This is a genomic window from Mycobacterium sp. (assembly GCF_008709575.1).
Taxonomy (GTDB): Bacteria; Actinomycetota; Actinomycetes; order Mycobacteriales; family Mycobacteriaceae; genus Mycobacterium.
Map to the genome: position 1 here is coordinate 1 of NZ_VYIK01000025.1, position 14,333 is coordinate 14,333.

Consider the following 14,333-nt stretch of genomic DNA (forward strand, 5'->3'; position numbering starts at 1 on the left):
CGCCGCGGCTTACCTCTGGGCCCCCCCCCGCTGGGGGGTCGCTATAGCCGCGGCCGCGCGCCCCCACTCGGTCATTTCGCCGGCCAGCCGGCCCAACCCGGCGCGCAACGCGGCCCCGCGCGCCAGGTGTGCCCGCCCGGCGGCGGTCCCGCCGAATGCCAGCCCGCCCAGCCGGATGCGCGCCACCTCGCTCAGGGCCTGCGCGGCGGCGTCGAATCGGTTCGCGACCGTGCGCACCGCCGCGATGTCGACCGCCGCACCGGTGAACCGGGTGGTGTCTGCCTGTCCCATACCGGTTTGGACGGTTCACGCCGGTGTCCGGTTCCGAGTCGGTCAGTGCGCGGTGCGCACCTGCTCCGCGACGGTGGCGGCGAGCCGACGGGCGACGGCTTCGTCCAATGCTTCCACCATGATCCGGATAAGCTGTTCGGTCCCCGAGGGGCGCACCAGGATTCGCCCGGAGTCGCCGAGCTCGGCCTGGGCCTCCCGCACCGCCGCCTGCACTGCCGGTGCCGCGGCGGCGGCGGCCTTGTCGGCGACCTCGATGTTGATGAGGACCTGCGGCACCGTGCGCATCGCCGAGGCCAGCTCCGCCAGCGACGAGCCGGTCTGCGCCATCCGCGACATCAGCCGCAACCCGGTGAGGATGCCGTCGCCGGTGGTGGCCAGCGCGGGCAGCACGATATGCCCGGACTGCTCGCCGCCGAGGCTGTACCGCCCGGTCCGCAGCTCTTCGCTGACGTAGCGGTCGCCGACTCCGGTGGTGCGGACGGTCACTCCGGCCGCGCGCATGGCCAGATGCAGCCCCAGGTTGCTCATCACGGTGGTGACCAGGGTGTTGGCGGCCAGTTCGCCGGCCTCCTGCATCGCCAGCGCCAGCACCGCCATGATGTGGTCGCCGTCGACGATCCGGCCGGCGGCGTCGACCGCCAGGCACCGGTCTGCATCGCCGTCGTGCGCCAGACCCAGGTCGGCGCCATGGACCACCACCGCCGCGCACAGCGCCTCCAGTTGCGTCGACCCGCAGCCGTCGTTGATGTTGAGCCCGTCGGGTTCGGCGTTGATCGCGATCACGCGGGCGCCCGCCGCGCGGTAAGCGCGCGGTGCCGCCTCCGACGCCGCCCCGTGCGCACAGTCGACGACCACCGTCAGCCCGTCCAGCCGGACCGCCGCGGCCCTGCTGAGCTGGCGCAGGTAACGGTCCAGCGCATCCGGGGCGTCGACGACCCGCCCGACTGCCGCACCGACCGGACGCAGCCCCGGACCGGCCGCGACCAGCTCCTCGATCCGGTCCTCGGCCGCGTCGTCGAGTTTGCGCCCGCCCGGCCCGAAGATCTTGATGCCGTTGTCCGGCATCGGGTTGTGCGACGCTGAGATCATCACGCCGAAGTCGGCCTCGTAGGCGCCGGTCAGATGGGCCACCGCCGGGGTCGGCAGCACCCCGACGCGCAGTGCGTCGACACCCTCGCTGGTCAACCCGGCGATCACGGCGGCCTCCAGCATCTCGCCGCTGGCCCGCGGATCGCGGCCGACCACCGCGACATGGCGGCGCCCGCCCCGCGGGCCGGTCAGCTGCCGGGCCGCCGCGGCGCCCAGAGCCAGCGCGAGCTCGGCGGTCAGCTCCCGGTTGGCCACGCCGCGGACACCGTCGGTGCCGAACAGTCGACCCATCTGCACCTCTCTTTTTTGCCGCGAGTGTGTGTGTCTGTCCGCCGACACGCCGCACAACGCGGACACCGATGCGCGCTCGCCGCCAGAAAGTGACTGACGCCCGGTCAGCGCTTGCTGTACTGCGGTGCTTTGCGGGCCTTCTTCAGGCCGTACTTCTTACGCTCGGTGGAGCGCGGATCGCGGGTGAGGAAACCGGCCTTCTTCAGCACGGGCCGGTCCTCAGGCGAGACCAGGATCAAGGCCCGGGCCAGCGCCAACCGCAGGGCACCGGCCTGACCGGACGGTCCGCCCCCGTCGAGGTGGGCGTAGATGTCGAAGCTTTCCAGCCGGTCGACGGTGACCAGCGGGGCCTTGATCAGCTGCTGGTGCACCTTGTTGGGGAAGTAGTCCTCGAGGCTGCGGCCGTCGAGGTCGAACTTGCCGGTGCCGGGTACCAGCCGTACCCGCACGACGGCCTCCTTGCGGCGGCCGACGGTCTGGATCGGTCGCTCGAGCACGAACGAGTCCGCCCGCTCGCCGGGCGCCGCCGCCGTCTGGGTGGTCGTCGCCTCGGTGGCCGCGCTCGCTGCGGTTTCTGTCATTGCGTCACCTGCTTGATCTCGTAGCCGATCGGCTGCTGGGCCGCGTGCGGATGCTCGGGTCCCGCGTAGACGCGCAACTTGCGCCTGAGCGCACGACCGAGTCTGTTCTTGGGGAGCATGCCGACGATCGCCTTCTCGACGACCCGCTCGGGGTGGCGTTGCAGGAGGTCGCCGATCGTCTGCTGACGCAGACCGCCGGGATACCCCGAGTGGCGGTAGACCAGTTTGTTCTGCAGCTTGCCGCCGCCGATGGCGACCTTGTCGGCGTTGACGACGATGACGAAATCACCGACGTCGGTGTTGGGCGTGAACGTCGGCTTGTGCTTGCCGCGCAGCAGCGTGGCTGCCGTGACGGCCAGGCGGCCAAGCACCACGTCTGTGGCGTCGATGACATACCACGCACGCGTGATGTCACCCGCCTTGGGCGTGTATGTGGGCACAGCGCGTACCTCGTTTCCTCTCGGAGTGGATCCCGGGCGGGCCGGGGGCCGGTCAGGCGTCGACGGGGGAGATGTTCCCGGCGACCGACATTGACCCGGGCTCCGGCGTACCGCACGCGCCAAGCGACCACCTTACCGGCGGGCATCCACGCAGGTCAAAACGCCCGTGACCCAAATGCCGGGCGGGAAGACAATCAGTCACGGGAGACTCCGAACGTGTCGTAGACGAACGCGAGGTCGCTTCGGATGCGTCCGGGGTCGAGCCCGAACTGCTCGGGGGAGTGCTCGTGGCGGCTGGTGTACCCGCGTTGTCGCTCCGCCTGCGCCCGCACCTCCTGGCGGAAGGCCTCGGTGGGCTCGACCTCGATGAAATCGAGGATCCGCGCGATGGTCGGCTCGAGGTCGGCGAGCAGATCCTCGTAGCGCACCACGCAGAGGTTGCGCTCGGGGATGCCGCCGGCTGTGTACGCCGCGTGGAACGAGCGGAGCATGTCGCACGAGGCCGCATAGAGGTTGTCGCGCCAGCGCCGCTGGTCCTGCTCGCGGGTCCGGTGCCAAATGTCGTAGGCGTTCTCGAGCACGCTGGCCAACAGCGACATTCCGGACGGGATGACCTCGACCGGATCGCGAATGACATACACCAGCTTGCAATCGGGATAACGCCGCAGCAGCGCGTCGAGACGAAACGTCAGCATGCTCGACTTCACCACGATGCGGCCGCAGTCTTTGTACGTCAGGTTTCGTCGCCAGCACGCTTCGTGATAACCGAAGAAACGCTCCTCGGCGCGCACGGTCACGCCGTCGATCCCGAATTCGCGCCGCGCCAGCTGGCTGCCCCAGCTGTCTTGCCAGGCCAGGAAGTACGCCCAGGCGAATGGGCCGTCGAGCGTGCGGAAGAACCACAGCACGTCGTCGGTTTCGATACCACGCAGGCTGGTGTCGTGAACATCCGACGGGTGGTAGCGCGCCGGTGAGAGCCGGTCGAAGCGGGGAACGACGTGACCGAGCAGCTTGCGCGCGGTGATAGCCGGGAAGAGCATCTCCCAGAGCTCGAAGGCGGCCATCCCGCCCGCTCCCAGCAGCAGCCGGTGCAAAAACGTGGTGCCGCTGCGCGGATTGCCGATGATGAAGATCGGCCGGTCGATCGCCTGCCCCCGGTGGCGGGGGTAGATCAGGTGATCGAGCCCCAGGGTCGTCGCCGAGATGGCCTGGCGCACCTGGAGCAGGGCGAACGCGCCCAGCGGTCGCAACCACAACCCGAACGTCTTGGTGATCACCCGGTACAGGCGCAGGTAACGTAGCAAGTCGACTCTCCCACCTCGCGGCGGCAACGACGACAGAGCCGGCCGCGCCCGGACAGAAGCATTGTGACCTATCGGTGTCCGGGGGTCGCCCCCGGTCTCGGCGCACAGACCGTCCGTCGGGCGCAGAGCTGCGCGGTCCCGACGTCTCTCCCCTCGCCGGGACCGCGCAGAGTTCGTGGTCGGGTCGCTACCGCCCCCAGGTCGCTGCGGCGCGGCGATCGGCGGCGGCGACCTCGGCGGCGCCGTCGGCTACGGCATTTCCCAGATTCACCAGGATCTCGTTGAGCGCCGCCGCTGCGTGCTGCCACCTCAGCTGCTCGACGCGGTAGGCGGCGGCGGCTTCGCGTGTCCACAGCTCCCCCAACGGCGCGATCTGCGACCGCAGCTCCTGCAGCGCGGCGTTGAATCGGGCCGATGTGGTGTGGATGTCCTGGCGGACGGCGGACTCGATTGCACCGAAGTTGTACGACAGCACGGGCTCCATCGGGGATCGCCGCCGCTCACAGGTGGCGACCGGCCGCGCTGATGTGGTGCGCGTGGTCGTCGGCCGCTTCCCGCAACGCGGCCTCGTTGAGGCGAATGGTCTGCGCAATGGAGTGCAGCGCCTGATGCAGTTTCACCGATTCGGCAGTCCAGCGATCCATCACTTCCCGGAAGCGGGTGGCCGCCGCACCGCCCCACACCGTGTGCGGCACGCTGCTCATGCGGCCGATGAAGCTCTGCAGCATCGCCCGGATCTCCGCGTTGCGGCTGTCGGTGGCCGCCGCCACCGAACGCATCAGGTCGAAGTCGGTGCTCAAGGTGTTGGTCATGTCATTACGACCGCGGTGATCGTCGTCTGGTTCCCGCCGACGCTCAGCCGAGAGCGTGGGCCGACCGCACCGCCCGTGCGCACGCGTCACGAACCGCGTCGCCGCCGCCGGGCGGGGCCTGACACCCGATGGCGATCCGCACCGCCCGGTCCACCACCACGGCCCAGCGGATGTCGTGACCGGCGCGCACCTCGCGGTAGGTGACCGCCGGCCGGCCGGCGCTGGAACCGGCCGGGTTGAAGTCGACGAACACCCCGGCCGGCTCGGCGTCGATCGCCTGCTTCAGCGACTCGGCGGCCCCGGCCAGAGTCTGATCGGTCACCGGCGACTGCGTCACGTGCAGCGCCACCTGCGGGTCCGACGGGGAGCTGACCTGCACTCGCGCCGACCCGGGCCCGGCGGTCACCCGCTGGACCAGCCACTGCGCCGGCACCTCCACGGCGACGCGGCCCTCCACCAGAAACGTCGTCGGCATCGGGTCCGGGACCGGGGCGCCGGGTCGGCCCACCGGACGCACGCCGATTGCGGCCGCGACCGGCAACGCCAGCAGGAATGCCGGCAAGAATGCCCGCAAAATACGTGCCCGGCGGCGCCGGGGGCCAGGGCTGTCGGGGGGTGGCGGCTCGTCGTCGGCGCCGGCGGTGGCGAGCCGGCGCAGCCGGGCGTCGTCGACCACCAGGACGCGCCGGTCTGCCCCGGCCCGCAACCGCCCGGCGATCATCCCGGCCAGCTCGCCCGCCCCGTCGAGCCCGAGCGGCACGTCGATCAGCACGGGCGCGCCCGGTTCCGGCGCCGTCGCCGCGATCGCCCGGATCACCGCGTCGGCGACGGCCCCCGGCGGTCCGTGGCGTACTTCGGCTGCCACCGCGGCACCGGTCGCCACCACGAGGCGATCGGCGATCTCGACGACCACCACCTGGTGCGGCGCCTCCGCAGCCCGGGCCAGTAGCCAGGACCGCGGTCGCAACACCACCTGGTCGGCTACCGCGTGCGCCGCGGCGGCCACCCGTTCGACCCGAGTCGTCGACCACCACGACGGGTGTATCAGCATCAGGCGGGTGCACCGCCGGCAGCCCAGTGATCGCAGCGCGGCGCACCACAACTCGTCGACGCCAACCGGGCGGGAATCCACCAAAGCCACCGGGTCGTCGATCCCGTCCAGGGCGGCGGTTGCCACTTCCGGGTCAACCAATGGCGTTTCACCGCAGGATAATTGGCGGATCGTTGTCGGGCCGGCTTCGATCACCGTCCGGGGCGCGGTCACCCCGGCGCGCTCCAGGCCACCTGCACCACCTGCCGGCTGCCGCCGGTCAGCAACACGCCGCGGCCGGCCGGCAGCGGCGCCGCCGGCACGCCGCCGAACAGGGGCCCGTCCTCCGGGTTGGCGCTCATCAGCAGCCCCAGGCAGCCGAAGTCGCGCAGCCCGGCCAGCAACGGCTCGAACATCGCGTGCGCGGCGCCGCCGCTACGCCGCGCCACCACCAGGTGCAGACCCAGGTCGCCGGCCTGCGGCAAGAATTCGGCGATGGCCGCCAACGGATTACCGCCGGCGGTGCCGACCAGGTCGTAGTCGTCGACGACGAGATAGACGTCCGGCCCCGTCCACCACGACCGGTCCCGCAGTTGCTGCTGGGTGATCCGCGCCGGCGGCAGGCGTTTGCGCACCAGCTCTACCAGATCCGGCAGCAGCGCCTGCAGCGCGGCCGGCGAGGCGGCATAGCCGCCGAGGTGCCGGGACTCGACGACCCCGAGCAAGGTGCGCCGAAAGTCGACGACGAACACTTGCGCCCGGCCGGGGCGCACCGTCCGCACGATCTCGCGGCACACGGTGCGCAGAGTGTTGGTCTTGCCGCATTGGTTGGCACCCAGGACAAGCAGGTGCGGGTGCCGCCGCACGTCGATCGCCACCACGTGTAGTTCGGATTCCTCGAGTCCGAGCAGCAGGCCGGCGTCGTCGGCGGCCCGCTCGAGCAGGGCGTGATAGTCGACGCGGGCGGGCAACAGCGGTATCGCGGGTGCACCGGATCCCGGGTAGCGCCGACGCAGCAGCTCGCCTATCTGCCCACCGGCTTCGGCCAGTCCGTGACAGGAGGAGACGCCGTCCAGCCGGGGCAGCGCGACCAGCATGTGCAGCCCGTCGCGCGAGAGTCCCCGACCCGGCTGCCCCTCGGGCACCAGGAGCGCACGCCGCCGGTCCAGTTCGGAGTCCGCCGGATCGCCGAGCCGCAATTCGATGCGGGTCCCGAGCTGGTCCTTCAACGCCGGTCGCAGCTCGGCCCACCGCGTCGCCGACACCGCGACGTGGATGCCGAACGACAGTCCGTGGGCTGCCAGGTCGGTGATCGCTGCCTCGAGCGCATCGCACTCCCGACACGACGCGGCCCACCCGTCGACGACCACAAAGACGTCCCCGTAGCGGTCGCAGACCGGGTCCTGCTGCGCCTTGAGCCGCCGGTAGTCCGCCATCGAGGCGATGCCGTGAGCACGAAAGGCGCTCTCCCGCGACGAGCGCAGCGATTGCAATGCGGCGAGGATCCGGCGGGCCAGTTCGGGATCGGCTCGCGTGGCGACCGATCCGACATGCGGCCAGGAGGCCAGCGTGTTGAGGGCCCCGCCGCCGAAATCCAGGCAGTAGAACTGAACCCGGCTCGGGTGGTGGGTCGCGGCCAGCGCGGTGATCAGCGTGCGCAACGCCGTCGACTTGCCCGACACCGGAGCGCCGACCACCGCGACGTTGCCGGCCGATCCGGACAGGTCGACGACCAGCGGTGCGCGGCGCTGCTCGAACGGGCGGTCGACCAGGCCGATCGCAACAGTCAACTCCGGTCCTGCCGCACCGAGCACCTCGTCGAGTGCCGCCGCCGACCCGAGCGGCGGCAGCCAGATCGAATGCGCAGGCGGGCCGTACCCGCACACGCGCTGCACCACGGTGTGCAGGACGCTGGTCCCGGCGACGGTGTCGGCGTGACCGTCGTCGGCGACGACCCGGCCGGCGGGTTCCGCGGTGAACGCGCGAACCGAGGTCGCCGCGTCGCGCGGCGCGCCGCAGACCGGCCGTCCGGCGGGTGCCGGGCAGGGCGCCGAGACATAGGCGGTGTGGAAGCGGATCGCCTCGGCGGTCCCGGTCCGCAGGTAGCCGGCTCCGGGCACGTTGGGCAGTTCGTAGGCGTCGGGTGTGCCCAGCACGATCCGTGATTCCCCGGCCGACAGCGTTTTCAGGCACACCCGATAGGACAGGTGCGACTCCAGACCACGCAACCTGCCCTCGTCGAGTCGCTGACTTGCCAGCAGCAGATGAATTCCCAGCGACCGCCCCAGTCGGCCGATCGCCACGAAGACGTCCGCGAAATCCGGTTGCTGACTGAGCAATTCGGAGAATTCGTCGACGATGATGAACAGCGTCGGCAGCGCCGGCCACGGCGCGCCGGCTTGCCGCGCCCGCCGGTAGGCGTTGACGCCGTCGATGTTGCCCGCAGCCCGCAGCACACCTTGGCGACGGGTCATCTCGCCGAGAAGAGCATCACGCATCCGGGCGACCAGCACCGCCTCGTCGGCGAGGTTGGTGATGACCGCGGCGACGTGCGGAGCCGGCTCCAGGTCGAGGAAGGTCGCACCGCCCTTGAAATCCACCAAAACCAGGTTGAGCGTTTCCGGTGAGTGCCGGGCGATCATGCCCAGCGCAACGGTGCGCAAGAATTCCGACTTACCCGACCCGGTCGCGCCGACGCACAGCCCGTGCGGACCCATCCCGCCCTCGGCGGCCTCCTTGATGTCGAGTTCCACCGGTACGCCGAGGGCCGTGGTGCCGATCGGCACCCGGAGCCGTTCCCGCCGGCCGAGGGCGTCCCACACCGCTGTCGGCTCGAACGCGGCGGGATCGCCGACACCCGACAGCTCCGGCCAGCCTCGTCCGCCGGTGGACGTCGCCGCCGCGGCGTCACGCCGGTCGGCGTGGTAGGCGGCCAGCCGCCGCGCGCAGACCGTCGCGGCGGTCATGCTCATCCGGTCGGGGTGGGCGAACGCCTCGTCTGCCACCGCCAGGTGCTCGGCGCTGACCCGCAGGCGCACGCCGGCACCGGCGGCGAGATCGCCGGTGCCGGTCGCCAGGATGGTCACGCCGGCGATCCCGGGTCCGGCCAGCACCCGCTCGCTGCCGTCGACGACATCACCGTCGATGACGATCACCAGTCGGGGCAGCGTCGCAGCCGGCGGCCGATCCAGCAGCATGCTGCCCAGCGCGGTTTCGGCCGCGGCCAGTGTCGGGTAGACCATGCGGGCGGCCCCCAGCTCGTCGACGGCGCCGGGATGCCGGTTGTGCGGCAACCACTTCAACCAGTCCCACTGGGCGCGGCAGCCAGCACTGACCACACCGATGATCAACACCGCGGCCGGGCTGTGGAACACGGCCAGCTGGCACAGCATCGCCCGCAGCAGCGCGCGGGCGCGATCATCCGGCCCGGCGATCGTCACCACCGTCGTGTCGCGCAGCGCGACCGCGATGGGCACATCCGGGACCGTCGAATGGGTGTGCAGAAAACGGCGCAACGCCGTCGCGGTGACCGGGTCCAACCGGTCGACCGGGGGAAGCCGCGGGACCACCAGCCGGGTGGCCAGCCGCTGCGTTCCCAGACCGATCCGCAGCTGACAGAAATCGGAGTCGGTCGAGCGTCGTTCCCACATCCGGTGTCCGCCCACCAGCGTCCACAGCGCGTTCGGTTGCGGATGGCACCAGGTCAGCGACAGGGCCTGGGCAGCCGCGGTTTTGACGACGGCAGCTCGCAGCTCGCCCAGATAGCCGAGGTAGTCGGCACGGGCGGTGTTGATTTCGCTGCGTCGACGGTCCTGCCCGGTCACCGCGCTCGTCACCGCCGAGACCAGCATCAGCAGCGGGAAACCCGCGAACATCGGACTGCGCGCCATGCCCGATCCCGACATGAGGACCACGAGCGCCATGCCGACCGCCGCGGCGGCCATGACGACCGGCATCAGCCGGGCCATCAGATGGGGCCGTGCCGATTGGGACACCTCCGGGGGTGCGGCAACGGTGATATCCGCCGTCGCGAACCCCGGCGGCGGCAGCCGCGGCGCGGGCCGGAAACCGACCGTCGCCGCGGCACTGTCCTGCTCTCCCATGCCCGGGCCTCCCCCATCGCCGGTTCGCACCGTAGGCAGCGCCGGCACCGCACGCAACTCGGCTGTGGATCGGCGCGCACATCGACATCCGCAACTGGCTAACCTGCGGGCGGGGAAGGGAGATCGACGTGCCGGAATTCCGCCGGGTATCGGTCTATGCCCCGGAAAGCCACGCCGACTTGGCGCTGCCCTCCGGGGTGCCGGTCGGATCGCTGATACCGCAGATCGTCGACATCATGGCCGCACCACTGTCCGGCGTGCCGGCGCACTACCAGTTGTCGATCGCGGGTGCGGCTGCGCTGGATGAATCGAAATCATTGGCCCAACATGGGATCCGGGACGGCAGTCTGCTGGTGCTCAGCGCCTCGCCGGCCCCGCCACCGACGCCGCGGTTCGACGACCCCGCCGACGCGGTCGCGACGTTCCTTGCCGCCGCGGCACGACCATCCGCGTCGGCTGCGGCCCGGCGCACCGCCGCGCTGGCAGCGGGCTGGCTGACCGCTGTCGGGACGCTGGTGCTGATCCGCACTGCGTTCGAGACCAACGCCGCCGGGCAGGTCGGTGCCGCCGGCGTGCTCGCCGCGGCCGGCGGCATCGCGTTGTCGGCGGGGGCGATCGCGCACCGCGGTTTCGGGGACGGCCTGGCCGGACTGACTTTGGGCCTGCTGGCCGCGGGTTTTGCCACCGGCGCCGGCTTGCTGGCGGTTCCCGGCGGCCCGGGTGCCCCGAACGCGCTGCTGGCCGCGACGGCCGGCGCCGCCACGGCGCTGCTCGCTCTGCGGATAATCGGCTGCGGCAGGGCACTTTTCACCGCGGTGGGTGGTTTTGGGCTGCTGGCCGCGGCCGCTGCGCTGGCGGCTTCGGTCGGTGCGGCGCCGCCCCGCGTCCTCGGTGCGGCCTGCACGCTGCTCTCGCTGGCGCTGATCGAGACGTCGGCGCGGGTGTCGATCCGGCTGGCCGGGTTGTCCCCGCAGCCGGCGGTGATCGCCGCGGCCGAGCGGATGCCGGCCGGCGACGACCTGCCGGCCAGAGCCGCGCGGGCCGACTCCTGGCTGACCGGCCTGCTCGGGGCGTTCTCCGCCGCGGCGAGCCTGGGTGCGATCGGCACGCTGGTCGCGGTGTGCCACGCCGGCGGGTCACCCGTCGGCGGCATCGCCTTCGCGGCGACGACCGGGGCGACGCTGCTGGCGCGGTCCCGCCGGTATCCCGGCGTGGCCACCGCCGTGACGTTCACCGTGACCGGAACCCTCACGCTCAGTGCGGGTTTCGTGGTCGCGGCCACCGCCGGCGCCCCGCGGCTACCATGGGTCGCCGTGGGGATTGCCGTGCTGGCCGCCGGCACGCTGTGGTTGGGTTTCCTGGCCCCGGCGCTGACCTGGTCCCCGCTCGCGCGCCGCGGTGTCGAGCTCGCCGAATATCTGGTGTTGGCCGCGGTCGTCCCGCTGGCCTGCTGGATCTGCGGCCTCTACGGCGCCCTCGCCGCCCTGACGCTGTCGTGACCCGGCCGAAGGCGTGGGCTCGGGGGGCGATGCTGTTGCTCGTCGCGCTGGGCGCGACTGCCCCGCCGGCGCATGCCGTCGCGCCGCCGCCGATCGACGACAGCCTGCTGCCCCGCCCGGCCCCGCCCGCCCCGCCGCAGCGCACGGTCCAGCGCCAGACGTGCGCGGTGCCGTCGATGGATCCCGGCGCGCGCGGCCAGCTCGACGGGCTCGACCTGCCGCGGGTCTGGCAGCTCAGCCGCGGTTCGGGGCAGCGGGTCGCGGTGATCGACACCGGTGTGTCGCCGCACCCCCGGCTGCCCGCGACGGCGGCCGGGGGCGACTACGTGTTCAGCGGCGACGGTAGACAGGACTGCGACGGACACGGCACCGCGGTGGCCGGCATCATCGCCGCCGCACCGGGGGACGGGTTCAGCGGCGTCGCTCCCGACGTCTCGTTGATCAGCATCCGCCAGGCCAGCACCCGGTTCGGCGCCGCGGCTGACCCGTCCGGCAGCGGCGTCGGCGACGTCGACACCCTGGCGAAAGCCGTGCGCACTGCGGCCGACCTCGGCGCGTCGGTGATCAACATCTCCTCGGTGGCCTGCGTCCCGGCCGAATCCGGCCTCGACGACCGCGCCCTGGGCGCTGCGCTGGCCTACGCGGTCGACGTCAAAAACGCCGTCGTGGTCGCCGCCGCCGGCAACACCGGCGGCCCCGGACACTGTCCGGCGCAGCCGCCCGGAAAAGCCGGGAACACCGCAGCGCTCGCGGTGAGCCCGGCCTGGTACGACGACTACGTCTTGACGGTGGGATCGGTGGACGCCCGCGGTGCGCCGTCGACGTTCACCCTGCCCGGGCCGTGGGTCGACGTGGCTGCGCCCGGCGAGGCGGCAGTATCGCTGAGCCTGTCCGGCCGCGGACTGGTGAACGCCTTCGGCGCCGAAGGGCAATCGACACCGTTGTCGGGCACCAGCTACGCCGCGCCGGTGGTCAGCGGGCTGGCGGCGCTGATCCGATCACGGTTCCCGGCCCTGACCCCGCGCCAAGTCATGCGCCGCATCGAGGCCACGGCGCATCATCCGCCTGCCGGCTGGGATCCGTTCGTCGGTCACGGTGTTGTCGACGTCCTGGCCGCGGTCAGCAGCGAGGCACCGGAACGTCGCACTCCCGCGCGATCCGGCACCGCGGTGCCGATCGCGCCGGCGCCAACCGTATCCGCGCCGCCGGACCGCGGCGGCGCCCGGGTCACCGCGTTCGTCGGCGCGGCGGTCTGCCTGAGCGGTCTCGCGGTGGCGTTGCTCAGCGGCGTCGTGGCGGCCCGGCTACGGCGGATTCGCCGCCGGGCAATCCCCGACGCCGACGGTGTCGCGGGCGACTGAGGCGTTCGCCCTGCTGAGTTCCGGGCCCGACGGCAGGGTCGCCAACACCGGCCACGGCGCCGGCGCCGCCGCCGGCAGACCGAGGTCGTGGGCCGCGGCGTCGTCGTGGACCGCGAAGCGCACGCCGGTGTCGGTGATCACATATCGGGTTCCGGCGTGCGCCTGGACGTCGATCAGCCCGACCGAGCGGACGTAGGCGCTGCGGCCGGGTGGGACATAGGCGGCGTCGACGGCCGGGCCGGCGCCGTCGGCCTGCGCCAGCGCCACCGGTGTCTGGCCGGCGGGAACGGGCAGGCCATCGCCGGTCGTCACCGCGATGTCGGCACCACCGGACGGTACGGACGCCCACCAGGCGCACAGCGTGGTGCCATCGGCGATCACCGGCGCGACAATCCGGTCGGGAAACGTCGACACCGGCAGTTCGGTGACCGTGCGGCTGGCTGCGATGAGGTCGGGGGCCACCGCGATGATGGTGCGGGCACCATGGGACTCGGCCAGCCGCAGCAGATCCGCGGTGACCCGGCCGACACGCTGGACGCCGCCGCGCAACACGACGTAATACTCGTCGCCGTCGGCCCGGGTGGCGCGCAGCACGGCGCCGACCGGGAAGCCGGCCAGAGCACCCGGTCCGCGGCTGCCGGCGCCGCGGATTCGCGGCGCAGCGATCGGCGGCGACTCCGGGATGGCATGCAGCAGTGCCCGCGAAACACGGCGGGGCCGGCGGCCTTCGGTGCGCAGCGCGCCCGCAACCACGGGGTCATCGAGGTTCACCAGAGCCCGGCGGCCACCGTAGAGCAGGTATGTCGCCGCGCCCGAGTCCGCGGTGACCAGCACGGTCTGGTCCATGCTCAGACGATGCGACGTCGGCCCCTCGACCGCACCGACGACAACCGTCGTCGTCGCCGTGGTGCCCGCCGCACCGTCGCACACGGCCCATCGTGTCTGGTCGCCGGGCAGCGGCGCGGGCAGGGATTGGGGGGCGCCCGGAATGCCCAGCAGCGGTCCCCGTTTGGTGCGGCGCAACGCCGATTCGGCGACCGGTTGCGGATTGGCGTCGGTTGCCGCGATCAACCTGGCCGAGGCCAGGTTCAGCACCGGATGCCAGATGTCGCCCACCCTGACGTAGAGGGCTCCGGACGGCCGGCTCATCACAATCGGCGCATCGTCCAACGACCCTTGCGGGTGCAGCACCGCAAGCGCCGCGCACCCGACCGCGGCCAGGCTCGCCACGGCCGATCCGGCCGCCAGCGCCCGAATCGGTCCGCCTATGCGCGCGCATGCACCGGCGTCAGCGCCATCCCGGCCCAGTAGCGCGCATTCGACGCGGCGCAGCAGGAACCGGTACCCGCTGACGTGGAGCCACGTGGTCGGTGGGACTGCCATGGATCTCCCGGGATCGACTCGGTCCCACGGTAGGGCACTGCCGCGCACCGCGGCGCCGGCCATGCACAGCTCCGGATGGGATGCCGCCGCTGACCGGTAGGCTTTCGTCGTGCATACCCAACACCGGAGACTTCGGGCCCTGCTGCCGG

At 72.2% G+C, this 14,333-nt stretch carries 12 protein-coding genes; 2 read left to right on the top strand and 10 right to left on the bottom strand.

The features are described from left to right. Window positions 1–9: 9 nt before the first annotated feature. The 9 genes from F6Q13_RS07600 to eccCa all read right to left on the bottom strand — a co-directional run bounded on the left by F6Q13_RS07600 (window position 10) and on the right by eccCa (window position 9,941). Window positions 10–291: an ESX-1 secretion-associated protein gene (locus tag F6Q13_RS07600; RefSeq protein WP_293054688.1), complete on the bottom strand. Its 282-nt coding sequence runs from the start codon at window positions 289–291 to the stop codon at window positions 10–12. A gap of 42 nt (window positions 292–333) precedes the next feature. Next, window positions 334–1,671, bottom strand: coding sequence for a phosphoglucosamine mutase (gene glmM, locus F6Q13_RS07605; protein ID WP_293054689.1), 1,338 nt, complete (start codon window positions 1,669–1,671; stop codon window positions 334–336). A gap of 104 nt (window positions 1,672–1,775) precedes the next feature. Next, window positions 1,776–2,252: a 30S ribosomal protein S9 gene (gene rpsI, locus F6Q13_RS07610; protein WP_293054691.1), complete on the bottom strand. Its 477-nt coding sequence runs from the start codon at window positions 2,250–2,252 to the stop codon at window positions 1,776–1,778. Further along, entirely contained in the window at window positions 2,249–2,692 is a 444-nt protein-coding gene (gene rplM, locus F6Q13_RS07615) for a 50S ribosomal protein L13 (RefSeq protein WP_293054692.1), read from the bottom strand. The genes rpsI and rplM overlap by 4 nt, the downstream gene beginning before the upstream one ends. Before the next feature lie 194 nt (window positions 2,693–2,886). Then, window positions 2,887–3,996, bottom strand: a complete 1,110-nt coding sequence (locus F6Q13_RS07620; protein WP_293054693.1) for a sulfotransferase — start codon at window positions 3,994–3,996, stop codon at window positions 2,887–2,889. Window positions 3,997–4,183: 187 nt separating this feature from the next. After that, complete coding sequence (locus F6Q13_RS07625) at window positions 4,184–4,480, bottom strand: WXG100 family type VII secretion target (protein WP_293054694.1); 297 nt, start codon at window positions 4,478–4,480, stop codon at window positions 4,184–4,186. Window positions 4,481–4,496: 16 nt separating this feature from the next. Further along, window positions 4,497–4,808 (bottom strand): WXG100 family type VII secretion target, encoded by a 312-nt coding sequence (locus F6Q13_RS07630; protein ID WP_293054696.1) that lies wholly within the window; start codon window positions 4,806–4,808, stop codon window positions 4,497–4,499. A 43-nt stretch (window positions 4,809–4,851) separates the two neighbouring features. After that, the gene (locus F6Q13_RS07635; RefSeq protein ID WP_293054698.1) at window positions 4,852–6,072 is read right to left on the bottom strand and encodes a type VII secretion-associated protein; all 1,221 of its coding nucleotides are present in this window, start codon (window positions 6,070–6,072) and stop codon (window positions 4,852–4,854) included. After that, window positions 6,069–9,941, bottom strand: a complete 3,873-nt coding sequence (gene eccCa / locus F6Q13_RS07640) for a type VII secretion protein EccCa (protein ID WP_293054700.1) — start codon at window positions 9,939–9,941, stop codon at window positions 6,069–6,071. Before eccCa ends, F6Q13_RS07635 begins: the two co-directional genes overlap by 4 nt. A 128-nt stretch (window positions 9,942–10,069) precedes the next feature. Here eccCa and eccD point away from each other — a divergent pair, with 128 nt between their 5' ends. Together eccD and mycP are read left to right on the top strand one after the other, a co-directional pair. Next, complete coding sequence (eccD, locus tag F6Q13_RS07645) at window positions 10,070–11,440, top strand: type VII secretion integral membrane protein EccD (protein ID WP_293054702.1); 1,371 nt, start codon at window positions 10,070–10,072, stop codon at window positions 11,438–11,440. A 29-nt stretch (window positions 11,441–11,469) separates the two neighbouring features. Continuing rightward, window positions 11,470–12,801, top strand: a complete 1,332-nt coding sequence (gene mycP, locus F6Q13_RS07650) for a type VII secretion-associated serine protease mycosin (RefSeq protein ID WP_293054858.1) — start codon at window positions 11,470–11,472, stop codon at window positions 12,799–12,801. Here mycP and eccB read toward each other — a convergent pair. Beyond that, a complete protein-coding gene (gene eccB / locus F6Q13_RS07655; protein WP_293054704.1) occupies window positions 12,745–14,184 on the bottom strand; it encodes a type VII secretion protein EccB in 1,440 nt (479 codons plus the stop codon). The two genes, mycP and eccB, sit on opposite strands and share 57 nt — an antisense overlap. Window positions 14,185–14,333 lie beyond the last annotated feature (149 nt).